Source organism: Pontibacter sp. CAU 1760 (assembly GCF_054482735.1).
Genome location: NZ_JBTLRL010000002.1, coordinates 554,811 through 580,655 on the forward strand (window position 1 = coordinate 554,811; position 25,845 = coordinate 580,655).

General features: G+C 53.6%; 17 protein-coding genes. 14 read left to right on the forward strand and 3 right to left on the reverse strand.

Translation table 11 applies throughout. From position 1 onward, the window contains the following. Positions 1–66: 66 nt before the first annotated feature. Positions 67–1,608: a hypothetical protein gene (locus ACXYMU_RS04750; protein ID WP_458985205.1), complete on the forward strand. Its 1,542-nt coding sequence runs from the start codon at positions 67–69 to the stop codon at positions 1,606–1,608. Between the two features lie 96 nt (positions 1,609–1,704). Here the strand turns inward: ACXYMU_RS04750 and ACXYMU_RS04755 are convergent, their stop codons facing one another. After that, positions 1,705–3,843, reverse strand: a complete 2,139-nt coding sequence (locus tag ACXYMU_RS04755; RefSeq protein ID WP_458985206.1) for a PAS domain-containing protein — start codon at positions 3,841–3,843, stop codon at positions 1,705–1,707. 129 nt (positions 3,844–3,972) lie between these two features. On the opposite strand from ACXYMU_RS04755, the gene dacB reads away from it, so the two are divergent. The 3 genes from dacB (at position 3,973) to ACXYMU_RS04770 (ending at position 6,790) form a co-directional block, all read left to right on the forward strand. Next, positions 3,973–5,361 (forward strand): D-alanyl-D-alanine carboxypeptidase/D-alanyl-D-alanine endopeptidase, encoded by a 1,389-nt coding sequence (gene dacB / locus ACXYMU_RS04760; protein ID WP_458985207.1) that lies wholly within the window; start codon positions 3,973–3,975, stop codon positions 5,359–5,361. Between the two features lie 158 nt (positions 5,362–5,519). Beyond that, positions 5,520–5,849 (forward strand): hypothetical protein, encoded by a 330-nt coding sequence (locus tag ACXYMU_RS04765; protein ID WP_458985208.1) that lies wholly within the window; start codon positions 5,520–5,522, stop codon positions 5,847–5,849. Positions 5,850–6,352: 503 nt separating this feature from the next. Continuing rightward, entirely contained in the window at positions 6,353–6,790 is a 438-nt protein-coding gene (locus ACXYMU_RS04770; RefSeq protein ID WP_458985209.1) for a hypothetical protein, read from the forward strand. Here the strand turns inward: ACXYMU_RS04770 and ACXYMU_RS04775 are convergent. Both ACXYMU_RS04775 and ACXYMU_RS04780 read right to left on the reverse strand, forming a co-directional pair. After that, positions 6,787–8,949, reverse strand: a complete 2,163-nt coding sequence (locus ACXYMU_RS04775) for an FUSC family membrane protein (RefSeq protein ID WP_458985210.1) — start codon at positions 8,947–8,949, stop codon at positions 6,787–6,789. The two genes, ACXYMU_RS04770 and ACXYMU_RS04775, sit on opposite strands and share 4 nt — an antisense overlap. 71 nt (positions 8,950–9,020) lie before the next feature. Next, positions 9,021–10,157, reverse strand: coding sequence for a putative sensor domain DACNV-containing protein (locus ACXYMU_RS04780; RefSeq protein WP_458985211.1), 1,137 nt, complete (start codon positions 10,155–10,157; stop codon positions 9,021–9,023). A gap of 280 nt (positions 10,158–10,437) precedes the next feature. On the opposite strand from ACXYMU_RS04780, the gene ACXYMU_RS04785 reads away from it, so the two are divergent. The 10 genes from ACXYMU_RS04785 to ACXYMU_RS04830 form a co-directional block, all read left to right on the forward strand. Further along, positions 10,438–11,136 carry a response regulator gene (locus ACXYMU_RS04785; RefSeq protein WP_458985212.1) on the forward strand — a complete coding sequence of 233 codons (699 nt, stop codon included), beginning with the start codon at positions 10,438–10,440 and terminating at the stop codon, positions 11,134–11,136. 261 nt (positions 11,137–11,397) lie between these two features. After that, positions 11,398–12,939, forward strand: a complete 1,542-nt coding sequence (locus tag ACXYMU_RS04790; protein WP_458985213.1) for an alpha-N-arabinofuranosidase — start codon at positions 11,398–11,400, stop codon at positions 12,937–12,939. Between the two features lie 42 nt (positions 12,940–12,981). Beyond that, positions 12,982–14,001 (forward strand): glycoside hydrolase family 43 protein, encoded by a 1,020-nt coding sequence (locus ACXYMU_RS04795; RefSeq protein WP_458985214.1) that lies wholly within the window; start codon positions 12,982–12,984, stop codon positions 13,999–14,001. A 247-nt stretch (positions 14,002–14,248) separates the two neighbouring features. After that, positions 14,249–15,706: a family 43 glycosylhydrolase gene (locus ACXYMU_RS04800; protein WP_458985215.1), complete on the forward strand. Its 1,458-nt coding sequence runs from the start codon at positions 14,249–14,251 to the stop codon at positions 15,704–15,706. 44 nt (positions 15,707–15,750) lie between these two features. After that, positions 15,751–16,770 carry a family 43 glycosylhydrolase gene (locus ACXYMU_RS04805; RefSeq protein ID WP_458985216.1) on the forward strand — a complete coding sequence of 340 codons (1,020 nt, stop codon included), beginning with the start codon at positions 15,751–15,753 and terminating at the stop codon, positions 16,768–16,770. Positions 16,771–16,916: 146 nt separating this feature from the next. Next, a complete protein-coding gene (locus ACXYMU_RS04810; RefSeq protein ID WP_458985217.1) occupies positions 16,917–18,911 on the forward strand; it encodes an alpha-L-arabinofuranosidase C-terminal domain-containing protein in 1,995 nt (664 codons plus the stop codon). Between the two features lie 362 nt (positions 18,912–19,273). After that, positions 19,274–22,399 (forward strand): SusC/RagA family TonB-linked outer membrane protein, encoded by a 3,126-nt coding sequence (locus tag ACXYMU_RS04815; protein ID WP_458985218.1) that lies wholly within the window; start codon positions 19,274–19,276, stop codon positions 22,397–22,399. A gap of 40 nt (positions 22,400–22,439) precedes the next feature. Further along, positions 22,440–23,990, forward strand: coding sequence for a RagB/SusD family nutrient uptake outer membrane protein (locus tag ACXYMU_RS04820; protein ID WP_458985219.1), 1,551 nt, complete (start codon positions 22,440–22,442; stop codon positions 23,988–23,990). Positions 23,991–24,224: 234 nt separating this feature from the next. Next, positions 24,225–25,424, forward strand: a complete 1,200-nt coding sequence (locus ACXYMU_RS04825) for an aldose epimerase family protein (protein ID WP_458985220.1) — start codon at positions 24,225–24,227, stop codon at positions 25,422–25,424. A 148-nt stretch (positions 25,425–25,572) separates the two neighbouring features. Next, on the forward strand, positions 25,573–25,845 hold a 273-nt coding region (locus ACXYMU_RS04830; RefSeq protein ID WP_458985221.1), incomplete at its 3' end, for a hypothetical protein.

Consider the following 25,845-nt stretch of genomic DNA (forward strand, 5'->3'; position numbering starts at 1 on the left):
CCCCCTACGACTGGTTTCATCATGAAAAACAGCCTTCTTCTTTTATTCTTTTCCTTATTGATATGCATGCAAGCTGTTGCGCAGGAAGCCCCGGCTCCAGACACTACGGCCCAGGCGCCGCCGCTGCAGCTGAACTTTCCGGGCAAAGCCGGTTGGAATGTGGTGCAGGAGGGGCAGAAGTTGGAGTTTAAGGTGCAATCGATTGGCGGCAGAGGCACTAAGCCCACCTATGCCCTTACCCAAGGCCGTGTAGAGGGGATTAGCTTCGACTCGTTGGGCCGCTTCTCCTGGACGCCAAGCTACAGTTTTGTAGACCGCCTGAGCGGCAGCCGTAATGTGCAGTTGCTTTTTGAAGTGAAGAACGAGCAGGGCGAAAGCGTAAGCCAGGTGGTGGAGCTGGAAGTGAAGCACGTAAACCGCCCACCCATGGTAGGGGAGCTGAAGCCACTCTATGTGCTTTATAACAAAGAGAATACCTATACCATTGAATCGTCGGTGGTGAAGGACGAGGACAGCGACCCGGTGGTATTCGTGCCGATTATAGAGAGTATGCCGGAAGGGGCGAAGCTGTCGGCTCAGGGCGAGTTTACCTGGAAGCCGTCGTATACCCAATTCCGGAAACTGCAGCAGAACTCAATCATGCTCGAGTTTTACGTGGAGGACCAACCGCACAAGGCCCGTACCAAAGGGGCTTTCCGGATCGAGCCCACGCAGCAGGACTTGCCGCCCAGCATCCAGATGATCCCTTCGCAGAAAAACTTTGTGTATGACGAAGGGGCCACGGTTAACATCAAGTTCCAGCTCTACGACCCGAACGGGGAGAGCGACATCACCTCGTTCAGCTTTCTGTCCAGCAACCCCGATGTGCCGACTTCGGCCTTGGTGCGCAACACGCCCTCGCAGTATGAGTTCATCTGGAAACCGGGCTACGACTTCGTGAAAGACCCAAAAGACTCGGTGACGTTTGACATGACCTTCGTGGTGATGGACAAATCGAACAAGCGTGAGGAGCGCCAACTGCACTTCTCGATCCGGAACGCTGTGAACGAGGACGAGCGGGACAAGAAGCTGTACCAGGAGTACCGTGCTCCGCTGGTAAAGGCCTGGGACCTGATCGAGCAGCTGAAAGAAGTAGAGAAAGACCTGAAAAAGAAATACAAGCGCGCCAAGAAAGGCAAGAAAGGGCGTTCCCTTACCAATGCATCGCTAGGCGCCGTAACGGGCATCTCGCCGGTGGTGGTAGAGGAGCCGGCTACCTCTAAAAAGATAACAGCCGTAGGCGGCACCGTGGTCATGACCATCGGCACGCTGGAGGCCACCGAGGTGATCGGGCGTTCCACCAAAGACCTGATCGAGCGGCTCAACTATATCATCGAAAAACGCAACGAACTGCAAACCAAGGGCGACATCTTCGCCCGGAAGTATGCCCTGAAATCAGCGCGCCGCAAGCAGGAGTTTATGAAGGACTCGGATGAGCTGGTTGCCGCCATGAACCTGAAAGGGCTGGTGATGCTGGAACTGGACGCCAGCTGGCAGAACAAACACAAGCCTACGGACGAGAACATTGCCAAGACCTTCAAAGACTTCAGCCCGGCAAGCAGCCAGTAACAAGGTATAATCTGAAGCAAAGCGAGCCCCTGCCCGGACCATGTATAAATATACAGACCGGGCAGGGGCTCGCTGCTTTGAGTTGAGCGGGTATGGTCAGGGCTTGTGCCTGGGGTGTCTGATCAGTGCCCGGTACTTGGCTTTCAGCCGGGTGAGGGCGTGCTCCAGTTCCTTCACCTGCGTCACGTCTTTGAAGTCCACTACGCCGGCGGTTACCTTGCCCTCCGCCGACATGATCGGGCGCCCGGATACCCGAATGGTCCTGCCATGGGGATTTTTCTCGTTCCGGACCAGCATCTCCACTTCTGTGCTCGCAATGCCCTGCAAGGCCCTGGAAAGCGGAAGTTCCTCTGGCGGGAAAAGCGTTTTCCCATCGGGTTTATACAGCCCATACCGCGCGGGCCATTCCGAAATGGGCACATCAACCGCCCCGGTACCTAAGATCCCCTCAGCGGTTTTGTTAAATAGCAAAAACTTGCCTGCCTGATCGGCCACTACCACCCCTTCGCCGATGCTGGCCAACACTGTCTTCAGCTTTAGTTCGCTCTCGTTGATCAGGTCCTCCAGGTCTTTCTCGTTCGTGACATCCCGGAACACCACGACACTGCCGACAATGCGCTGCTGTTTGTCGTAGACCGGACGCCCGGTTATTTTGATGAATCGCCCGTCTGGTACATTGTTGTTCCGGACAAAAAGTTCTACCTCATTCGTGGATTCACCCTTGAGGCCCCTGGCCAAAGGCAGCTCCTCTGGCGGGAAGGGCGTAATGCCATCTGGCAGGAAAGAGCCGTACGTTTTTGACCACTCGGTCAGCGGGGTGTCGGTTATTCCCAGCCCAAGAATTTTCTCCGAAATGTCGTTGAAGTAGATGAATTTGCCCGTAGCATCTGCCACGACCACGCCTTCGCCCAGGTTTGTGAGAATGGCGTTTAGCATCTGCTCGCTCTCGCGCAGTTTCACCTCGGCCTCTTTACGATCGGTAATATCAGTGGCGATGCTGCACAAAGCATTAATGTGGCCAGCCATGTCTTTTAAAGGGAATTTCACGGTGATGTATGTTCGCTCCTTGCCTTGGGTCCTGAACACCTCTTCCATGGTTTTTTTCTGTCCAAGCTCCAGCACCTCATGGTCATACTCCTCGAGCGTGGATATCACCTGGTTGGGCAACACCTCTGCATCCGTCTTGCCTTTAATGGTATCGGCCTTCACCCCAAACACCCGTTCAAACTCCGAATTGACCAGTTCATACTGGCCCTGTTTGTTCTTGATATAAATGGGCGTGGAGGTGTTGTCCAGGATAGATTGGAGCTTGTGGGCGTTCTCCCGGAAAATAAAGTCGGCCCTGAACTTCGCAATATTTGTCCGCAGCCGCTCCTTGGCGTTTCTTCCCAGCAAAAACATGGAGATCGCAAAGGTGAGAAGCGCAAAAACAGCTGTGCCGAATTGCTCGGTGTAATACCCTGAATACTGGCCCTGCAACTTCACCCAACCCACCAGCAAAGGAACCACCAACGCCGACAAGCGTGTAAAGAGCTTCTGCCCGGTCTCCTCGCAAAAGATAGGGAACATGGTGCCTTTATCTGGACGGGAAAACAATATGCCAACGGCCAACAGCAAAAAAAGCAGGGCCGTATGCAGGGCCATGGGAATGTAGGCGGCAAACCCGATCAGGTACCGGACATCATAGATGTACCCATAAAGTGATAAAAGCGAGATAAGCGTAACCAGGATACTAAAAAACTGGGCAGGTCTCTTATGATTACTCGTCTCTACGTCCAGTAGCATCAGGGCCAGGGCAGCCAGCACAAAGCAAAGCGCAGTGTTCGGTGCCATGCGGTTCTCGAGCCCAAACTGTATTTCTGCCAAGTGCGTGGAGAACAGCAGCCTATCCAGGGCATAGTTCCAGTCCGTGAAAACAGAGACAAACTTGGCAGCGCAAACCCCCAGCACTACAAGGCTGATGAGCCGGGCTACCCGCATGCGCGTAGGCGAGGGGTAAACGAGCAGCCACAATGCCACACCGCATAAGATGAAGCAAACAGCGGTCAGCGGGTTCATGGCCACATAGTCCTCGCTCACACGCTTGAGTAACTCGATATCCAGGAGCCAACCTACTAACACCAATATGCCCGCCACCACCACCAGTATGCTGATTGAATTGGTCAATATGATCAGCCTTTTTTTGATATAAGGTCGTATCGTCGTGAAGTGATCGGGGATAGGCATTGTTGCCATGATAGTTGCCTTGTATAGAGTTGGTTATATAAATATCTACGTGCCAAAGTTGGTGTATGATTTGAAGCGAAAGAAAGCTCCCCTGCAACGGTGCTTCTATACGGGCATAAACTTTTTTAACTTGAGCGGATGATTCAACGTGCTTTGCTGATTTTGCTTATCTGGTGCTGCTCTTTCCCGGGAGTGGCGCAAACTATACCTGCCAAGCTTGCCGCTGCCTACAAGGCCTTTGCCCAGGACCAGCAGTTGCGCTATGCTATTGCCTCGCTGTATGTGGCCGAGGCAGAAACCGGGGAGGTGGTGTTTGCCGAAAATGCCTCTATCGGGCTTGTGCCTGCCTCCACCCTGAAGGTGGTGACTGCGGTAAGCGCCTATGAGCTTTTAGGAAGAAACTTCCGGTACAAAACCAGCTTCGCTCTGGCCAAACAGGCTGACGGCGCCTCGCTGCTGGTCCTGCCTTCCGGCGACCCTACCCTGGGGAGCTGGCGCTGGAACAACACCCGCGAGAAAGGGGTGCTGCAGGGCGTGGCGCAGGCAATCCGGCGGCAGAACGTTGGCCACATCAAAAGCCTTGTAGTAGACAACCGGGGCTGGGACGCAGAGCGGATACCCGACGGTTGGGTTTGGCAGGATATCGGCAATTACTACGGTGCGGGCCCTGCCAAACTAAACTGGCGCGAGAACCAGTTTGATGTATACCTCACATCCGGCAGCCGCATCGGCGACCCGGTATCGGTGGTAGGCACAAAACCGAGCATCAGCGGTTATAAACTGCGCTCCGAACTGAGCAGCGCTGCAGCAGGCTCCGGCGACCAGGCCTATATTTATTTCCCTCTTCAGGGCGATGTAGGCACCATACGGGGCACTATTCCTGTCAACCAGTCCCGTTTCAAAATATCCGGTGCCTTGCCCGATGCCTCTGCCCAGTTTATTGCCCAACTGCAGGAGGTGCTGCAGGAAAGCAAAATCCAAAGCCCCGGCAAGGCCATAGACGCAGCGGAGGTCAATATTCATCCGGACAGGTACAGCCTGGTGCATACCGTCACTTCTCCGCCCCTCGACAGCATCATTTATTGGTTTAACCAGAAGAGCATCAACCTGTTTGGCGAGGCACTGGTTAAAACCATGGCATTTCAGAAGACCGGCACAGGGGCCACCCGGCAGGGTATGGAAGTAATGCAGGAGTTTTGGGCAAAGCAGGGGATACAGGCAGCCGAGCTGAATGTTGTAGACGGCTCCGGGTTGTCGCCCCTGAACCGTATTACCACCAGGGCGCAGACTGCAGTGTTGCTGTATGCCCGCAAGCAGCCCTGGTACAGCGGTTTTTATACCTCCCTGCCCGTATACAACGGCATAACAATGAAGAGCGGCACCATGCAGGGCGTAAAGGGATTTACGGGCTACCACAAGGCTCCTAACGGAAAAGTGTACGTTTTCTCCTTCCTAGTAAATAACTACACGGGTAGTTCAGGCGAGCTGGTGCCGAAGATGTACAAAGTGCTGGATGCCCTCAAATGATGCTCCCCTGCTGCCGACCACTGCCTTCTATAAAACGTGCTTTGCATCCCTCGCTGAGTGCTTTCAATAGTTAATCGGGCCAAACATAGATTCATATAATTATTGTCCGTAAGATATACTTTAGTCTTTCTGGTTTTTAACTTAAAAAAGAAATTTTTATGGGAAACTTAGATGAAACTCAGAAATTCATTCAGGCAGACACGAAAGTGGAGGAAATGCAAGCCTGTTTTCAGAATGTGACGGTGGTAACAGGCGGGCACCATACCCATAAGGGTGAAGTGAAATGCCAGAAACTGGAGCGGATAGCCCGTGAAAAAGGTGCCAAACTGGTGCACTACTACCTGGATGAAAACATGCACCTGTACAAAATCACCTATGCTCCCCTAAGCGGAGAAGTCACCGTGATCTGCGCCATCGATCTGCTGGAGCCGGAAACTAAAAGCGTGCTGCTGCAGCTGCCGGATATCGTGATCGAGTATACCGCTTAGGTTTAACTGGTTGAACTTAAGCGGTATCTGCCTGAGTACAGCAGAACAGAACTTGGAGAAAGGATGAATAGCGTAGGTCGGCAGGTTGTAGAACCGGCACTACACAAACTGTGGAGGATTTACACACTTTCTGATGTTTGCTAGCGGGAGAGGGCTTGCCAGAATGGTTTAGAGAAGCTGTATAGGCCGCTTTAGGCCCTGCTTGCTGACTTTGGCACGGTTCTGCTATAGTGTAGTACATGAGCATAACCAAAGCGGCCTGTTTCACCAATCAATTGTTGGCAGAGGGTAACCCCTTCGCTATGTCAGGTTTAATCGCATTTTCTGCTCTTCCTCGATAAAAAACAGCTTTTAGCCAAGCTTATGCCTCCGTTCTGCGGAGGCTTTTTTGCTTCTTGCGCTACTATTGCACCTTCAGCACCTGCACACGGTGGCGGATTTTTCCACAAACCAGACTTCTGTTTTGCTTCTCACCCCATGCATTCACCATAACCTGTAAGCACATGACATTTAAAACGGCATACGAATCGGCTTTTTACAGAATTGAGGTAGACGTGCGCGCGAACCTGCTGAAGTCCGTTTGGCTGCGGCCCGCATCCGAGGAGGAGATCCGGACAGGTGGCATGAAGCTTTATGAGGTGCTGCGCGATACGAAGGTAGAATTTGTTCTGGCAAACGCCACGCTTCTGGGCGTGCTGACAGCCGCCTCGAAAGAATGGCTGGCCACAAAATTCTATGAGATGCTCTCGCAGACGAACCTGAAGAAGCTGGCCCGTGTGCTGCCCGAAATGGTGTTTCACCGGATTGCGCTGGAGTCGGTGGTGACGCGGGCAGAGGCCATGGGTACGATTTCCTTTTTGGTGAAGAACTTTTCGGGCCAAGCGGATGCAATGCGTTGGCTCCATACCTCCCATGCACCAAGTGGGTTGGTACAGCGCTAAGCAGGCGATACGGTGGCCTGTTTCATGCCGGCTTCTGTTGTTTTCAGGATATCCTGGCTTACCTTCTGAATAAAGGCCAACTGCTCCTGTAACGGGGCTTCCTCCTTTTCTGAACTGGGCATAAATACTGTTTCGGGTTGCGCGATGCCGCCTGTTGCGCTGGCCACAGGGGTTGGGTTTAACTGTTGCAAACTCTGCTGCAGGGCCTTTACTGCCTGCCAGACGGGTTGGGCATAGCTGTCGGGGTAGTCCTGCTCTTGCTGCGCCAGTAACGACGACATGACCGAGGCGATGTTTGAGGAAAGAATATGGTTGAGCACCAGAAACGAGTGGATTTTATCGACGTTTCCCTGCTTTCGCTTAGGCTCAGAGGTCATGCGCTGAAAAGCCGCCGCCAGGTTGGCCGCCGTAATGTATACCTCTTTCCGGGCCAGTTTATACTCCGTCATGCTGCGCCGGTTACCTGCCAGGTAGGCTGCCAGATGCTCCAGGTAACTGATGTTTGCCCGCACCACCTGCTGCATCAGCCCACTCAACTTCTCCGTTTCCCAGTTCGGAAAAATCAGGTAGCTGGCCGAAAAGGCAATGGCAGACCCTAAAAGCGTATCTACAATCCGTTCTTGCGCCAGGTTGAGGTTCGTGCCTCCCAGGAAACTGAAAATGATCAGGATGAAGGGAGTCATCAAGGTCACGCTCACTACATAGTTGATGCGCTGCGCGCTGAACGTGCCGATCATGAAAAAAACCAGCAATATAGCCTGCACCACCCGGTCCTGCACCACGGCCAAAATAATCACACCCAGTATACCACCTATCACCGTCCCGACCAGGCGCTGGTAATTGCGTTGTTTCGTCAGGCTGAAGGCAGGCTTCAGGATAACGATGATGGTGAGGAGCACCCAATAGCTATGGTGGCCAAGCGCGATGTACTTCGTGAGGGCATAGCCGAAAAAACACACCAGTGCCACCCGCAGCGAGTGCCTGAAAATAGCGGAAGTGGGCGTGAGGTTATCGCGGAAGGCCTTTAAGTCGTACCCTTGGCGGGGAACAAAGCGGGCATACTCCAGTTCATCCACTTTCCCGGTTTCGCTGGCCTCGGTGCCCGTCCGGAAATAGCGCTGAATCGCTTCCATGCGCTGGGCCATGTTCGTTAGGTTTTGCAGGGTGCGGTTGAGCATCAGGCTGCTTTGGCCCGGTTTTTTAGCCTGCTCCTCCCTGATCTGACTGGTGAGTTGCTCCAGGTCGGTCATTAGGGCATGGCGGCGCTGAAAGCGGTTGTTGGTTTGAATAGCCCAGCCCATCTCGTTCAGCTCGTCTGCCATAACGCTGGCCAGGCGCCCGATCTGCTCCAGAATACCCGATTGCCCATAGGCCCGCCGCAGCGTTTCGTAATCATATTGGGTAGCGGCAATTTGCTCGTAGAGGTCCACCACATCCACAAAAGTCAGTAGCAGCACATTGTCAATGTCCGTGGATTGCTTGTTTAGTCCGCGGCCCCGCAGCAGCATTTCGCGCACGGCGTCCTGCTTCTCGCTCACCACGGTCTGCTGCAAAATCATGTTGCGGTAGTCTTCGTTCAGGTTGGTAGCAGGGCTATAGAAGTCGGCCTTTAGCTTCAGGAAGCGCGCTGTCTCGCGAATGCACTCCCCCAGGGCGTGTTGGGCAGGCCGGTGTGGCAAGATGCTGGAGAAAGCCATGCTGAGCAGCACATACCAGCCGCCTCCTGCTGCCAGCATACCGCTGAAAACCCATGCATTGGCAGGTGCCAGCCCCATTACCAGCACCAGCACCAGCAAGCCCGCCGTACCGATCATGGCGGCGCGGTTGCCATATACCGAGAACATAGACAGGAAAAAGCAGGCAAGCAGGATCACGCCGCTCATGGCCACCACATGGGTATGGGCAACTCCCGCCAGCAGCGCCACCGAGAAGATAACCAGCGTACACACCAGTAAGCCGTTTCGCTTGTGTGCCACGGGGCCGGGTATATCGGTCAGGCTGCAGGCCAGTGCCCCCAGCGCCATCGGGATCCCCAGTGACAAGTGCCCGAGCTGATAGAACACGAGCGCCGGCAACAGGATTCCTACCGTAGAGCGGACCCCTTCAGCAAAATATTCACTTGATAGAAAGCGCCTCGCTGTCCATGCTTCTGTGCTCATGCGTGCTTATTTGGTAAGGACGTTGGTTTTAATGCCAGCGGGGCAAAGGTAGCAGATTATGGGCGGTTGGCCTATAACAGCAGCGCATCGATGCGCTGCGCCTGCACTATCTCCTGCGCCTGCGACCAGCCAAACACCGTGAAGCGCCCGTCCTGCGAGGCCACCAGGGCCAGGGCGTCATGCTGGTCATACACAAACTGGGCTGCAGACAGGTGCCGGGTGCCACCTAACTGCGCCGGGTGCATCACCGTGTTAATGCCGCCCACCACAGGCTCTTTGATGCACACCTGCGCAACAGGCGCGTTTTTGTCGGGCCGGCCGATTTTGGCACCGAAGGCCAGCAACTCATACTGGTTGCTGATCAGGGTGGCGCCATCCACAGCAGTGAGGCCGGCAATGCCGTCTATGGACTGCTGCAGGCGGCTGCGCCAGGGGCCTTTGTCCTGTACCTGCTCCGTCAACTGAATCACATCTTTCAGGCCACTGTAAGCGGGCTCCACGGCATAGGGGATCGGGCGGATAATAGACTGTTGCCAGGCATCGGACCCGTGGGGAACAACCAGCAGTGAGCCGCCACGCCCATGGTTGCGCATCGACACGGCTAACTCAATGAGGATATTTGCCGTGTCGAAAGAGGTGGAGGCAAAGTCGAGCACCGACGTCAGCAGGTCGCTACTGTCGGTCAGTGTGGTGGCATTGCCGTCCAGCAACTTGATCTCCTCGCCCTTTAGCACCACCACGTTGGCAAACTTGCCATATCCGGCCATGCGCCGGTGCTTTACCACCAGCAGCCCCGGTTCCACCACCTCCAGCACAAAGCAGAAGCTCGGGATTTTGCGGGTAGCGCCCCAGATGTATAACTCCTCTCCCTCATGCCATACCCCCAGGTGAATGCCGGGCCGCTCCACGGCGGGGGCCAGTTTTGTGATAGCGCCCGGTGTGAGCGGCAGCCGCAGGCTAAACAACATCGGTTGCTGTGCCTGCTCCGGCGGCAGGAACGCCAGCGATATCTTAGGGGAGCGCCCTTCCTCGCGCAGCAGGCTTGCCCAAAACGACACGTCAATCATGGCTTCGATGGCAAGGCGTTGCGGTGGCATGGCCAAGGCTTGCCCACCTCTCTGTCTGGCCGCGGCAATATGCAGGGTAAAGTGATTTTCTATTGCCTGGGCGACCGTACGCGCTGCCTGGTAAGTTGTTTTTTGCATCATCCTTCTGAAGACTTAGTTCTTCTGTACCCCCATCAACAACAATGGATAGCTTAAGTTACGGGAAGTGCCCTGGCAGAGATAGGTTTGGTGATTGCTACGCAGGGTAGGATGAATGGTCAGCGGCTTGTGAACTAGCCCCATGTGATGCGTCGGGTTGTGACAACGGTAAAACACACGCTAACAATAGACGCATTCAAGCTAATGCCGTTTAATGGTTGAGAGGCCCATTAGGGGTGTTTGCCCTGCACCCTCTCTGAAAAGGAAAAGCACGGGGGTACACATGAAAACAGACGCAATGCCAGACAAGAAACCGATCAGAGTTGTAGTGACAGATGACCACACGATAATCCGGGAAGGACTAAAGTCGCTGCTGGAGCGGGACCAGGCCCTGGTGGTGGTTGGAGAGGCGAGCAATGGCAACGAGCTGCTGGAACTGCTGGCCCATACACCTGCCGACGTGGTGCTGATGGACATCAACATGCCTTACATGGATGGGATTGTGGCTACACGCCAGGTCCTGGAGCTATACCCTGATACAAAGGTGATAGCCTTGTCGATGCTGATCAACATGCCTGTGGTAGAGAAAATGATCCAGAGCGGAGCGTCTGGGTACCTGCTCAAGACCTCCGGCAAAGAGGAACTGAGTTCGGCCATTCAGCTGGTAGCCTCCGGCACCACCTACATCTGCAGTGATTTGTCACTGGCCATGTTAAACAAGTCCGCCAGCCCCGGCAAACCAACAGAAGCTACCGCTAGCCGGGGCAGTATCCTCTCGAAGCGGGAACTGGAGGTGCTCTCGCTTGTCGCCGAAGGGTATACCAATGCCGCCATCGCCGAAAAGCTCTTTACAAGCAAACGCACCATCGAGACCCACCGGCAAAACATCATCGAAAAAACCCAGACAAAGAACACGGCCAACCTGATTAAGTACGCTATCCAGCACAAACTGATTGAGGTAGATGGGGAAGGGTATGCTTAATGCCAGTCCAGTAGGATGCAAGGAGAGGAGTATGACCCCGCTTTATCAGTTTCCATATCGGTGCCAGCATCTCCCCCCGCACAAACGGCAAGCGCAGGCTGCCAACGACAAACACAAATCCTAAAACAGTTAAAATTTTAAGCGAGTACTTGCTTATGTAATTCTTTTAGGCTTAATTTATAAATGTATTTTTAACATTTATAAAGAGGCGTTCGTACGAATACGCTATTACCTAAACCGTTACAACGTAAATACCAGCACATGAAGAAGACAATTGCGGCACTTTTGATGTTTGCCGGCAGCCTTACAGCCCAGGCCCAAAACACAGGAGCGCTTAACGTACCAGCAAAACCAGACAGAGAAATCAGCCGCCACATTTACGGGCACTTTGCCGAACACCTGGGGCGCTCTATCTATGGAGGGTTTTATGTGGGCGAAGACAACACGAAGATTCCCAATACCAACGGCGTTCGGAACGATGTAGTGGATGCCCTGAAGAAACTGAAGGTGCCTAACCTGCGCTGGCCGGGTGGCTGCTTTGCCGATACCTACCATTGGATGGACGGCATTGGCCCCAAAAGCGAACGACCGACGATTGTGAATACCTGGTGGGGCGGCGTGACTGAGAACAACAGCTTCGGTACCCACGACTTCCTGAACATGTGCGAATTGCTGGGAACAGAGCCATACCTGGCCGGAAACATGGGCAGCGGCGCGGTGCAGGAACTTGCTGACTGGGTGCAGTACGTGAATTTCGCCGGGCAAAGCCCTATGTCGGCCCTGCGGCAGAAAAACGGCCGTGAGAAGCCCTGGAATGTGAAGTTCTGGGGAATCGGCAACGAGGCCTGGGGCTGCGGCGGCAACATGACCGCCGAGTACTATGCCAACGAGTACCGCAAATACGCCACGTTTGTGTCTGACTGGACCAATACCGGCAACCTGTTCCGCATTGCATCCGGTGCCAACTCCGCCGATTACAACTGGACGGAGACGCTCATGAAGAATGTGCCGAAGAGCCTGATCGAAGGAGTGGCCCTGCACCATTACTCGGTGATTGATTGGAACAAGAAAGGCCCATCCACCACATTTGACGAGCAGCAGTACTTTACCACCATGCAGCGCGCCTTGTTTATGGAGGAGTTAGTGCAGAAGCACAGCGCCATCATGGACAAGTATGACCCGGAGAAAAAGATTGCCCTGGTAGTGGACGAGTGGGGTGGATGGTATGAGGTGGAGCCGGGCACCAACCCGGGCTTTTTATACCAGCAGAACACCATGCGCGATGCCATGATTGCGGGAACCACGCTTAACATCTTCAACAACCACAGCGACCGCGTGCGCATGGCCAACCTGGCACAGGCCATCAACGTGCTACAGGCCGTGATTTTGACAGACGAGGAGAAGATGCTGCTGACGCCAACCTACCATGTAATGGAAATGTACAATGTGCACCAGGATGCCAGCTACCTGCCGCTCACCATCAAAAGCGAGAGCTACACCATGGGCAACGAAAAGCTGCCGGCCATATCAGGATCTGCCTCGAAGGACAAAGCAGGTCTGACACACGTCTCGCTGGTGAACATCGATGCCAAAAAAGCGCAGGAAGTAGAGATCAACATCGCCGGTGCCAAATACAAAAACGTGTCCGGCAGAATCCTGTCATCCAAGAAGCTGCAGGATTATAACTCTTTTGACAACCCGAACATCATCACCCCGAAAGCTTTCAAAGACGCGAAGCTGAAGGGAGACAAGCTGACAGTGAAACTGCCGCCTTTCTCGGTGGTAGTGCTGGAAATGAAGTAACAATGCAGACCCGCTGTGGCTTGATTTTGAATGCAACATAGGATGAAAAACACACTTTTAGCCGGTGTAATGGCATTGGGTGCAGTAGCGTTTGCTGCTGCCCCAGTTGCTGCCGGCAACCTGCTCATACCCTCCGATACAACCTTCAAGGCAACGTCCAACCCCATCATCACGCACAAGTACACGGCCGACCCGGCGGCGCTGGTGCACGACGGTAGGGTATACCTGTATGCAGGCCATGACGAGGCGCCCAACGATTTCAATTTTTACAAGATGGATGAGTGGCTGGTTTTCTCTTCGCCGGATATGGTGACCTGGACAGAGCACCCGGTTCCTCTGAAGCCTTCGGACTTTAAGTGGGCCAAAGGCGATGCCTGGGCAGCCGAGGTGATCGAGAAGAACGGCAAGTTCTACTGGTACGTGACGGTTACCCACAACGACTCCAAGCCCGGGAAGGCGATTGGCGTAGCGGTAGCCGACAGTCCGGTCGGACCTTTCAAAGACGCCCGTGGCTCCGCCCTGATCACCAACGAAATGACCACTGCCACCTCCATCGACTGGGACGACATTGACCCGACCGTATACATCGACGATGACGGGCAGGCTTACCTTTTCTGGGGCAACACAAAGGCGTACTATGCCAAGCTAAAAGACAATATGGTGGAGCTGGATGGCCCGATCCGGACGATCGATAACCTGCCGCACTTTACGGAGGCCCCTTATGTGCACAAGTACAAGGATAACTATTACCTCTCTTACGCTTACCAGTTTCCGGAGAAAACAGCCTATGCCATGAGCAAAAGCATTGAAGGGCCTTGGGAGTATAAGGGCATATTGAACGAGTTGGCCGGCAATTCCAATACCAACCACCAGGCCATCATAGACTTCAAGGGCAGGCATTATTATATCTATCATACCGGTGGTGTGCAGCCGCATGGCGGCAGTTTCCGCCGCTCGGTCGCCATTGATGAGCTTTTCTATCACAAGGACGGAACGATAAAAAGGATCGTGATGACCTCGGAGGGTATCAAGCCAGTCACAAAGAAACAGGCGTTAAAGTAAACAGCACCGGGCAACACTTGTAGGTAGGCTTTAGCCATGCATGATACCCCGGCAGCCGAAGCTTTAAAGTTGTAGCACCAAAAAACAGGGTGAAAACTGCAGTAAGTCAATCCCTGTTTTTTTGATGCGCTCAAAAAATAAATCACTCCTGCACCAGCCTCTCAGAAGGTAAGAATAGTGCAGGAAAAGGTGTCAGACAGATTTAACAACAGCGATGAAAGTAAGCAGGTATTTTAGCATTGGTGTCATGTGTTTGCTAGGAGCAGGGGTGTTTTCCTGTGCTGAAGACAAAGAAGACCCAACCCCCCCGATTGATCCCGGCACCACGCCTCCGGAGGTTGCCTTTGATATAGACCAGATTGCGGATACCTACGCGGATATTGCGCCTTACCAGTTTCGCTTCAAGTGGGGGCCTTACAATACCCACGACCCTTCCATTCTGAAGGTAGGGCAGTATTTCTACAGTTACAGCACCGACGCGGCCTACGGCACCACGGCCCCGGCGGGTATACAGGTTCGCAAATCAAAGGACCTCGTGAACTGGCAGTTTGTGGGCCAGGCCTTTGACGGCTTGCCTAAAAAGGGAAGCGACTTTATTAAGCAACGGGGCAGCACGCCCTTTAATTCGCTGTGGGCGCCCTACATGATGCAGGTTGGCAACGAGTACAGGCTTTATTATTCACTGTCGTCGCCTGCACCGCGCCTCAGCGTTATTGGGCTGGCCACTGCCTCCAGCCCAGAAGGGCCATGGGTGGAAAAGGACCTGGTGGTTACCTCCCTCAACAACAACACATTGCAGACAAACGCCATCGACCCGGCAGTGGTGGTGGATGCCGCCGGGGACCATTGGTTTTACTATGGCTCGGCGTGGGACGGCATTTACGTGCTGAAGCTTAACCCCGCCACAGGCTTACCCGCAACGGCCGGCGACAAGGGCCGCCGCATTGCGCAGCGGGGTTTCACGGGTAGTAACATCAACGGCAATATCGAGGGGCCGGAGGTGATCTATAACCAGCAACTCAACAAGTATTTCCTTTTCCTCTCCTACGACTGGCTGGAAACCAAATACAATGTGCGCGTGGGGCGGTCTGACTCCCCAACCGGCCCGTTCTACGACTTTAACGGGCAGGACCTAAACGAGCCTGCGGATAATTTGCCAATGATCCTGGCGCCTTACAAATTCCAGGGCCACAGCGGGTGGCAGGGCGTGTCGCACCCCGCCGTGTTCCAGGACAATGGCCAATATTACATCGCGCACCAGGGCAGGCCGGGAGTAGACAAGTATTTTATGGTGCTGCATGTCCGCAAGATGCACTGGACAGAGAGTGGCTGGCCGATTGTGTCGCCGGAGCGGTATGCGGCGGTAGAGCAAACGCCCGTTGCCCAGGCCGATCTGGCAGGGGAGTGGGAGCGCATCGTGCTGCGGTATAACGTGGTGCCGGGTTACGCCAGCGAGCAGGTCACACCTGATTTCCAGGTAGCCACTTTGCTCACCCTGAACGAGAACGGCACGCTCAACAGCGACGCGTCGAGCAGCTGGGCATACCAGTCGCCCTGGCTAACCTTGAACTGGGGGAATGGCCAGACAGAGCAGGTATACGTGGAGCGTGGCAGAGACTGGGAAAATAAAGTGGCCAGTACCGTCCTCTTCACAGGGTTGAACAGCGAGGGGATAGCTGTTTGGGGCAAGAAGCTAAAGAAATAACAGGGTATGGAGTGGCGCATGCCAGGCCAGCACGACGTGTAACTATGAAAGAGATGACAAAGAGCTTAAATAAGCTAACAACCAGCTTATTCCTGTGCCTGGCTTTGATGGGTACCGGCTGCGCACAAAGTAAGAAAATATCCGTGCACGACCCTGTCATGATCAAACAGGGCAAAACCTATTACCTTTTCGCTACCGGCAGGGGAATCGCTATCTGGTCTTCCCGTAACATGAAAGACTGGCAGCGGGAAGAACCGGTGTTTGCGCAAGCCCCGGCATGGACCTCTGAGGTAGTGCCGGATTTTAAAAACCACATATGGGCCCCGGATATCAGCTACCATAATGGGCAGTATTATTTGTACTACTCTATATCGGCCTTCGGCAAAAACACCTCTGCCATTGGCGTGGCCACAAATGCTACGCTGCACCCAACCGACCCGGCTTATAAGTGGGTGGATCATGGTGTGGTGATAGAGTCGGTTCCGGGCCGTGACTTGTGGAACGCCATCGATCCGAACCTGATTGTAGACGAGCAGGGGCAACCCTGGCTTAGCTTCGGTTCTTTCTGGGAGGGTCTGAAATTGGTGAAGCTGGAGGATAACCGGCTTTCTGTGGCGCGGGAAAACCCGGTTTGGCATACCATCCTGAAGCGGGATCGCACCGAGACGGATGATCGCAAAGCCGGAAATGCAGCAGTGGAGGCTCCCTTCATCTTTAAGAAAGGCAAATACTACTACCTGTTCGCATCTTTTGATTATTGCTGCCGTGGACCTAAAAGCACCTACAAAATGGTGGTAGGCCGCTCGGAGAATGTAACAGGCCCATATCTCGACAAAGAAGGGAAGAAGCTGACACAGGGCGGTGGCAGCCTGCTGTTGGAGGGCAACGAGAATTGGTATGGCGTCGGGCATAATTCCGCCTATACCTTCGAAGGGCAGGATTACCTTGTTTTTCATGGGTATGATGCTGAGGATGAGGGTAAATCTAAGTTGCGCATTGAGAAGCTTGCTTGGGATAAAAAAGCGTGGCCTGTGGTGAAAGCAGGGAAGAAATCAAATAACTAACCCGGTTTAGTAATTTTTTTGTCCGGAACAGTGAAAAAGGTGCTCTGGAAGGACACTATTTTTCATGCAAAATTTTTTAATTGTAAAAATGACGCTTATATTTGAGTAGTCACTCATTAGAGTAGCGGCGCCCTAAACTACAGTAGATGAAGCAGAAGTACTTTAAGTCGATAGCCATAGCAGCGGGAATGCTTGCATGTGCAGGTTCGGTGCTCGCCCAGCAGGAACAGGTATACACTGTTAAGGCAAACGAGTTGAAAGCGGAGATAGCACCTACCATGTGGGGCGTCTTCTTCGAGGACATCAACCTGGGAGCTGACGGGGGCATTTACGCAGAGCTGGTAAAGAATCGCTCCTTTGAATTTGCCACGCCCATGATGGGCTGGAAAGAGCAGAAGCGCGGAAGTGCGGACGGCACCCTGTTGGTGCACAACCGCGGTGCAGCCGGGTTAGGAAACCCAAGGTTCCTGCGGGTAAACGTAAAGTCGGCGGAAGGCGAGTACGGCTTGTCGAACGAGGGCTTCCGGGGAATGGGTGTGCAGAAAGGGGAACAGTATAACTTCTCGGTACTGGCACGGCAGGAGCGTGGCGAAAAAGTAACGCTGAAAGTAGAATTGATAGATCCGAAGGGACAAAGCATTGGCGCTACCACCCTTACGCCAGAGGGCAACCAGTGGAAAGAATATAAAGTTAGCTTTAAGGCGACAGCGGCCGAACCGAAGGCGCAGCTCTATGTATGGGCCAAAGGCAAGGGCGAGGTAGACCTGGACATGATCTCGCTGTTCCCGGAAAAAACCTGGAAGAACAGACCAAACGGCCTGCGTCCGGATATGGTACAGCTGCTGGCAGACATGAAGCCGGGCTTTTTTCGTTTTCCGGGAGGCTGCATTGTAGAGGGCCGCACGCTGGATGAGCGCTTCCAGTGGAAAAAAACCATTGGCCCGGTGGAGACCCGCGAGATGACCGTGAACCGCTGGAATACAGAGTTTGGCCATCGCCTGACGCCGGACTATTACCAGTCGTTTGGCCTTGGCTTTTTCGAGTATTTCCAATTGGCCGAGGATATTGGGGCGGAGCCGCTCCCGATTTTGAACTGCGGCATGGCCTGCCAGTTCAACACAGCTGAGTTGGTACCGATGGACCAGCTGGACACGTATATCCAGGATGCGCTGGACCTGATCGAGTTTGCCAATGGCTCTGTAGAAACCACCTGGGGCAAAAAGCGGGCTGAGATGGGGCATCCGGCACCTTTCAATATGAAATACATTGGGGTAGGCAACGAGCAGTGGGGCGAGCAATACATCGAGCGGTATAAGGCTTTCGAGAAGGAGCTGACCGCCAAGCACCCTGAGATACAACTGATCACGACTACCGGCCCTTTCCCTGACGGCAAGGAGTTTGACTACCTGAACACTACGCTGCGGGGTATGAAAGACACCCGGGTAGACATCATTGACGAGCACTATTACCGCGCGCCGGAATGGTTCCGCGAGAACGTGACCCGCTATGACAGCTATGACCGCAACGGGCCGAAGATATTTGCCGGAGAGTATGCCTCTCAGACGGTGGCGGTCACAAGCCCGGAGAATAAGAACAACTGGAACGGAGCCATATCTGAGGCAGCTTTTATGACTGGCCTGGAACGCAACGCCGATGTGGTGGTGATGGCGTCTTACGCCCCGCTCTTTGCCCATACCGATGGTTGGCAGTGGACCCCGGACATGATCTGGGTAAACAACCTGGAGTCTTTCGGTACGCCTAACTACCAGGTGCAGAAGCTTTTCTCTACCAACAGTGGCACACACGTAGTGCCCGTGTTGCAAAATGAGAAGCCAGTGATAGGCCAGGAAGGCGCTTTCGCATCGGCTACAATCGATAAAGAAACAAACGAGCTCATTCTGAAAGTAGTGAACACCACAGACAAGCCACAGCAGAGCAAATTTATGGTGGATGGGGTGAAGAAACTGAAAAGCAAAGGCACCATGACAGTGCTTCAAAGCGATAATCTGAGCCAGGAGAACTCTTTTGAGAACCCCAAAGCAATCAGCCCGCAGCAGAAGCAAATCAAAGTAAACGGCAAGACAATCAATGCTTCGTTGCAGCCTTACTCTGTGAATGTGATCCGGGTGAAGCTCTCTTAGTTATAGCGATATAAAACAGCTGCCTTAACACGGTGTAGCGATTAAGTCAGCTGTTTTATACCTAAAAAAATTTACGCATTTTTTTAAATGTATTTTTTACGTTTAAACATTATTTGTCATCCAGAGCTACGCTAATGGTAAGATTTAGCATAGGGCAAAGTAGTCAGGAAGTGCAGTGATTGCTTTGTCTGTAGCAGGATGCATTGTCCAACTATATGATAAAGTACCCGTGGATAGCTGAAACATATTGAGAAGGAAGGCGATAGCTGAATCTGTCACAAGCTCACCGACCCCCCTGGGCCTGCATGACCGCAGGAGATACTGATTTGCAGAAGAACTCACTACCCTCAAACCCATACTATATGAAGAAACGTTTTCTTAAATTCCCACTTCTGGCGCCCGTAGTGCTTTGCGCCGGGCTTCAGCTGCCTGCCCAGGCACTGCCTGCATTGCCTGGCATGCTGGCAGCCGGCGAGAAGCCAAAAACAGAGATCGCTGCTAAAGCAGTGGCTGTGACCGTGTCTGGTAAAGTTACAGGCGCCGATGGCACAGGGCTGCCCGGTGTAAGCATTGCCCTAAAAGGAACTTCCGTCGGAACCATTACGGACGTGAACGGAAGCTACTCGCTGCAGATACCCAGCGGCCAGGAAAACGGCATGCTGATATTTTCCTATATAGGCTATGTCGCACAGGAAGTGCCGGTAAACAACCGCAGTACAATCAATGTGCAGATGTCCGCTGACCAGCAGTTGCTGGATGAAGTGGTAGTGGTAGGTTACGGTACGCAGAAGAAATCCGACATTACGGGTTCTGTGGCTGTCATCAACGCGGAGGAGATGAAGAAGGTCTCGACCAACGATGTGGCGCAGCTGCTGCAGGGTAGAGCGCCAGGGGTTGCCGTAACAAGCGACGGACAGCCGGGTGCATTCCCAAATGTAAGGATACGCGGCGTGGCCACCTTCGGCGATTCGCAGCCTTTGTATGTAGTGGATGGGGTTCCGGTAGGGACGTCTCCTCGTGACTTTAACCCGAACGACGTTGCCTCCGTGCAGGTGTTGAAAGATGCTTCTGCAGCGGCAATCTACGGTTCGCGGGCAGCCAACGGGGTTGTGATCATCACAACCAAGCAGGGCCGCAAGAACATGCCGCTGAAAGTAGAGTACAACGGATATTATGGTGTGGATGAGGTTTGGCAGCGCATACCGGTTACCAATCGGACAGAGTACCAGATGCTGCAGAACGAAACCCAGCTGAATGGTGGACAGACGCTGGCCCCGGCCAACGACCCGAATTCACCGAGTTTCATCAGCGACATCGACACCGATTGGCAGGAAGAAGGCCTGAAACTGGGTAATCGCCAAAACCACAACGTGGTGCTTTCGGGTGGTGGGGAGTTCAACACCTATAACATCTCCCTGGACTACTTTGACAACGAGGGAACTTTCGAGGGCAACGGACCTAGCTACGAGCGTTACTCAGGCCGTATTAACACCACTGCCGAGAAGGGTATCTTCAGCTCCGGCCTCTCGCTATACTATGCCCACTCCTTCGAGAACTCGCTTACTTTCCGGGATGATATCCTGTTGGGAGGCAGACCACCCCTGATCGGCGACCTGGTAACAGCCATACCCACTTTACCGGTCTATGACCCAAACCGCCTGGGAGGCTTCGCAGGCACCTCATCAGCCATTGAGCGGGGCATCATCCTGAACGCCATTGGCGCAAACAGCCTGATCGAAAACAACGTGACCGTTGACCGCGTGTTCGGTACCGGCTGGGGCCAGTTGCAGCTGCTGAATACCAATGGGCATAGCCTGAAGTATAAGCTGAACCTGAACTACGACCGCACCATGATCCGGGACTATGCCTTTGTGCCTGCCTTTGACCTGGGGTATTTTTTCACAAACGATATATCAAGGTTAAACCAGGGCAGCAGAATCCTGACCACTAGCCTGATCGAGAATACGTTGAATTACGACAAAACCTTCGGCCAGCATACCGTGTCGGCTTTGGTGGGGCAGATGTACCAGGAGGGCTCTTTCTCTGGCCTGGGCGGATTTTCCCAGAACCTGACAACCCCATACTTCCCGGTGCTGGACAATGGGTCGAACAAGACGGCAAGCGGCTCAGAGGCAACAAACACACTGGCCTCTTACCTTGGCCGGGTGAACTACGGGTATGATGATCGTTACCTGTTAACGGCCACGTTGAGAAGAGACGGATCTTCGCGCTTTGCTCCTGCTAACCGCTACGGTAACTTCCCTTCCATCGCACTCGGCTGGAAACTGCACAACGAGAAGTTCTTCACGCTTCCGGATTTCATCGCAGAGCTGAAGTTGCGTGGCAGCTACGGCGAATTGGGTAACCAGAACATCGGCGATTACCTCTACTATGCCACCATCAACCCGAATATCGTTTACAACTTCAATGCTGTTCCGGTAACAGGGGGCCTGCAAACCTCGCTTGTGGCAGAAGACATCAAGTGGGAAACCAAGACAACCAGCAACGTGGGCTTAGACGCACGCTTGTTCGGCGGCAAAATTGACTTCACGGCAGAATACTACCGTAGCACCACCACCGATATCCTGGTAGGGGTGCCGATCCCGGCCTCTACCGGTTCTTTGAACCTGGCGCCAGTGGTAAATGCCGGCAGCCTGCGCAACTCAGGTTTCGAGTTCGATGTGGCCTACCACAAAATGGAGGGCGATTTCACCTTCGACATCTCAGCAAATGCCTATACGCTTAAGAACAGAGTACTCGCCCTGGGCGGTAACGAAGAGCCGATTTACGGCGCCGGTTCCAGAACGCAGGTAGGTCGTGAGATCGGGGAGCACTATGGGTTTGATGTGTTGGGAATCTTCCAGACAGAGGAGGAGGTGAACAACCACGCGTTCCAGAATGCCAACACAGCACCTGGCGATTTGATTTTCAGGGATGTGAACGGGGATGGCAAAATTAATGCAGAAGGTGACCGTGTGTTTCTGGGCAGCGGTATGCCAAACATCTACTACGGCCTGAATTTCAGCGCACAGTATAAGAGTTTTGATTTCACGATGTTCGCCTCCGGAATGGGCGACTACCTGATCAACAGCAGGTTCTACAGAGACCTGATGCACACCCAGGATTACCTGAACTACCACGAGGATGCCCTGGACCGCTGGACGCCGACCAACACAGACACGAACATACCGCGTCTGGTGGCAGGTGACCCGAACCAGAACATGCGCGACTCTAACCGAGAAGGCTGGCTGCAGAGCGGCACGCACCTGAGAATCAATACGGTGTCGTTGGGTTATACCTTGCCAACAGATCTGATCAAAGGCTTGTCGTCGGCCAGAGTTTATGCAACTGCGCAAAACCTCTACACTTTCCAGGCCTACAAAGGGTATAACCCTGACTTTACCTCCGGCACTTTTAACCCTGGTTTCGACTTTGGGTCGTTCCCGAAGCCGAGAACGGTGATGCTTGGTGTACAGGTTTCGTTTTAGTAGTGAGCGCGCGTTTTATCAATTTTTTATCTGACAAATCATGAAGAAATTAAAATATATAGCATTCCTGTTTCCATTGCTGCTGGGATGCGACGATAAACTGGATCTTGCCAACCCGAACCGCCAGACAACGGCTGATTACTGGTCTACCCAGGCACAGGCCCTGGCGGGTGTGAACGCAGTGTACAACGCCCTGATCATCGACGGCATGTACATGCGTATGCTTCCGGCTGCCACCGATGGACGCGGGGATGACATGACCGGAGACAGCCCCTGGGGTGACCTGGTGCAAATGAGTAACTTCACCATCCCAACCACCTCCGGCCCGATAGAGTGGGTGTGGCACGGGCACTACCAACTGATTTTCCGGGCAAACCAGGTGCTGGCCAACGTTAACGACATCGAGATGGATGAGGCCTTGCGGGCAAGGATCAAAGGGCAGGCGCATTTTCTGCGCGGCTTAGCTTATTTCAATCTGGCAAATACCTATCAGGTTATTCCGGTTATAACAGATCCTCCTAAAAGCCAGGACGAGTATTACCCTGCCACCGCTACCGAGGAAGTGATTTGGAGCCAGATCATCTCTGACTTTAAGTCGGCTGAGGAAATGCTGCCGAAGTCGTACGCGGAGGTAAGCGGCCCGGATGCGGGCCAGGTAGGCCGTGCCACCAAGGGGGCTGCTGCCGGCATGTTGGGCAAAGCCTATTTATACAGGCAGCAGTGGCAGCAGGCCGCTAATCAGTTCGAAAAGTTGATAAACGGACCGCTGAACAGCTATAGCCTGGTGCCAAACTACCGCGATAACTTTTCGCCGTTTACCGAGAACAACGCTGAGTCGCTGTTTGAGGTGCAGTTTGCGACAACTGGCCAGGTAGGCGGCTCTGACTTTAACTGGGGCGGTGACCCGGGTGCCAACTGGAAGCAGGTATCGGCGCAGGGCGTGACGTACGGGGCCGATGACTTCGGTTTCTCTGACTTCCTGCCGACCCGCTGGATATATCAGGAATTTAAGGACGAGCCAACGGTAGACGGCAAAGTAGACCCACGGTTACTGGCAACCATTGCCTCGTTGGAGCCGGCTGCCAATTCTACAACCATCTACGGTAATCCCTGGCCTTATGCCCCGGACGCAATTTACCCCCGCAAGTACACCAACGACGGGTTCGGTTTACCGCATGAGTATGAAATTAACTCAGGTATAAATTACCGCGTGCTGCGCTTTGCGGATGTGCTGCTGATGTATGCCGAAGCCCTGAACGAGCTGAACCGCACTTCGGAGGCTTACCAGTATATTCAGCGGGTACGCAGCAGAGCAAACCTGCCGGACCTGGCTACTGTAAAGCCTGGCATGACCCAGGAGCAGATGCGTGACCAGCTCGGCCACGAGCGTGCCCTGGAGTTCGCCAGCGAAGGCCAGCGCATCAACGACATCATCCGTTGGGGATGGCTGTACAAAGCCGATAAACTGGCCATGCTACAGGCCCATGACAAGGATTTCAAGACGTGGACCGCAGGCAACGAGTACCTGCCGATTCCGCAGCGGGAACTGGACGTGAATCCAAACCTGCTGCCTAACAAGGCCAATGACTAAGTAAACATGTAAAGTGGTTTGGTACCCTCATATGCGGCCAGCACGATCATTCGGCGGCTACGTATGGGGGTATTTTTTTGAAGAGTAGCTTTATGGGCACGGCGGGAATGAAGCATGCCATTATCTTTTCTCTTTAGGATAAAAAGGGCAAATCCTTGCCCTTTTACCACCCTGCTTATTAGAATAATGCTTAAATTGAAAATCAATAGACTGTCATCATGTTTAACCATCCATATGAAAAAAAGAGAAGTAAGTAGAAAGCTATTGCTGCTGGTTTTGCTGGGTAGTATGGGAGCAACCAGTTTGGTGAGTTGCTCTAACCAAAGCACCAACGAAACCGAAACCACGACCGCATCAACTGATCAGGATACAATGGACATCAAGCAAGAAGCCTTCGGAAAAACAAAAGAAGGAGAAGAAGTAAACCTGTACACCCTCACCAACGAGCAGGGTATGCAAGTGAAGATCACAAACTATGGAGCGACCATCACCTCTGTGCTCACACCAGACAGAAACGGTAAAATGGGCGACGTCGCGCTTGGCTTCGACAGCATGGAAGCGTACCAGAGCGACGCATACGTGAAAAGCGGCCCCTATTTTGGCTCTGCCATCGGGCGCTACGGCAACAGAATCGCGAAGGGAAAATTCACCCTGGATGGCAAGGAGTATACCCTGGCCCAGAACAATGGCGAGAACCACTTACATGGCGGTAACAAAGGCTTCGACAAGGTAATCTGGCAGGCAGAGCCGCTTCCGGGGCAGAATGCGGTGCGCTTTACCTATGTGAGCCCGGACGGCGAAGAAGGATACCCAGGTAAACTCACCACGGCGATTACCTATACCCTGACAAACGACAACGAGATCAAGATCGACTACGAGGCCACGACCGACAAGGCCACGCCCGTTAACCTGACCAACCACAGCTACTTTAACCTGGCTGCCGGAGAGGCCAACGATGCCCTGGACCATGAGCTGACCATCAATGCCGACAAATACACGGTAGTGGATGAGGCGTTGATTCCGACAGGCGAGCAGCGCGATGTGAAAGGCACACCGATGGACTTTAACACCCCAACCGCGATCGGTGCCCGGCTGAAGCAGGTAGAAGGTGGTTACGACCACAACTACGTGCTGAGCAACACAGACGGTAGCCTGAAGCAGGCCGCGACAGTGTATGAGCCGACAAGTGGCCGCGTGATGGAAATCATGACAACTGAACCGGGCATTCAATTCTACTCAGGCAACTTCCTGGATGGCACCATCAAGGGCAGAGGCGACAAGTCTTATAACAAGCACTATGGCTTTGCCCTCGAGACGCAGCACTTCCCGGATTCCCCCAACCAGAAAGACTTCCCGTCTACTATCCTGAAGCCGGGTGATACCCTGAAGTCTACCACGATCTACAAATTCTCTGTAAGAGAGGAGGGAGCTTAGTAGCTTTAAGTAAACAGGAATAGCAAAAGCCGTTTCAGCCCTCGTTGAAACGGCTTTTGACTTTCAGACGCCGGCTATAGGGCCTAATCTTGTAGGGAAAAAAGGAAGGAAATCGGGGTGGAATTGTTTCGGTTGAAACAATTAGCTTATGTGGGCATCAGCAGAGTTTGGGGTAAGGTTTGACGGGATCCATGGCCGGAACGTAAGTAGTTTAGTAAGGGCGGCGGAAGTGGTGTCTGCTACGATAGGCTCTTCTTTCTCCAAAGCCCTGGGTAATACGTTTCGCCAGGCAGTGGCAGCCATATTTGCAAAGAAAGCAATGGATACAGACAAGATGTTGGCGGGCCATACCCGGGCCACAGTGGCCCGCTGCGCCGCAGCAAGCGGCGATGTGGTGGTGGTAAGCCAGGACTCCACCTAC

Coding starts and splice junctions, on each gene's coding strand:
- ACXYMU_RS04775 (WP_458985210.1), bottom strand. CDS start 8,949: ATGAGCACAGAAGCATGGACAGCGAGGCGCTTTCTATCAAGTGAATAT.
- ACXYMU_RS04825 (WP_458985220.1), top strand. CDS start 24,225: ATGAAAAAAAGAGAAGTAAGTAGAAAGCTATTGCTGCTGGTTTTGCTG.
- ACXYMU_RS04800 (WP_458985215.1), top strand. CDS start 14,249: ATGTGTTTGCTAGGAGCAGGGGTGTTTTCCTGTGCTGAAGACAAAGAA.
- ACXYMU_RS04820 (WP_458985219.1), top strand. CDS start 22,440: ATGAAGAAATTAAAATATATAGCATTCCTGTTTCCATTGCTGCTGGGA.
- ACXYMU_RS04795 (WP_458985214.1), top strand. CDS start 12,982: ATGAAAAACACACTTTTAGCCGGTGTAATGGCATTGGGTGCAGTAGCG.
- ACXYMU_RS04810 (WP_458985217.1), top strand. CDS start 16,917: ATGAAGCAGAAGTACTTTAAGTCGATAGCCATAGCAGCGGGAATGCTT.
- ACXYMU_RS04790 (WP_458985213.1), top strand. CDS start 11,398: ATGAAGAAGACAATTGCGGCACTTTTGATGTTTGCCGGCAGCCTTACA.
- ACXYMU_RS04815 (WP_458985218.1), top strand. CDS start 19,274: ATGAAGAAACGTTTTCTTAAATTCCCACTTCTGGCGCCCGTAGTGCTT.
- ACXYMU_RS04755 (WP_458985206.1), bottom strand. CDS start 3,843: ATGGCAACAATGCCTATCCCCGATCACTTCACGACGATACGACCTTAT.
- dacB (WP_458985207.1), top strand. CDS start 3,973: ATGATTCAACGTGCTTTGCTGATTTTGCTTATCTGGTGCTGCTCTTTC.
- ACXYMU_RS04765 (WP_458985208.1), top strand. CDS start 5,520: ATGGGAAACTTAGATGAAACTCAGAAATTCATTCAGGCAGACACGAAA.
- ACXYMU_RS04785 (WP_458985212.1), top strand. CDS start 10,438: ATGAAAACAGACGCAATGCCAGACAAGAAACCGATCAGAGTTGTAGTG.
- ACXYMU_RS04780 (WP_458985211.1), bottom strand. CDS start 10,157: ATGATGCAAAAAACAACTTACCAGGCAGCGCGTACGGTCGCCCAGGCA.
- ACXYMU_RS04770 (WP_458985209.1), top strand. CDS start 6,353: ATGACATTTAAAACGGCATACGAATCGGCTTTTTACAGAATTGAGGTA.
- ACXYMU_RS04805 (WP_458985216.1), top strand. CDS start 15,751: ATGAAAGAGATGACAAAGAGCTTAAATAAGCTAACAACCAGCTTATTC.
- ACXYMU_RS04750 (WP_458985205.1), top strand. CDS start 67: ATGCAAGCTGTTGCGCAGGAAGCCCCGGCTCCAGACACTACGGCCCAG.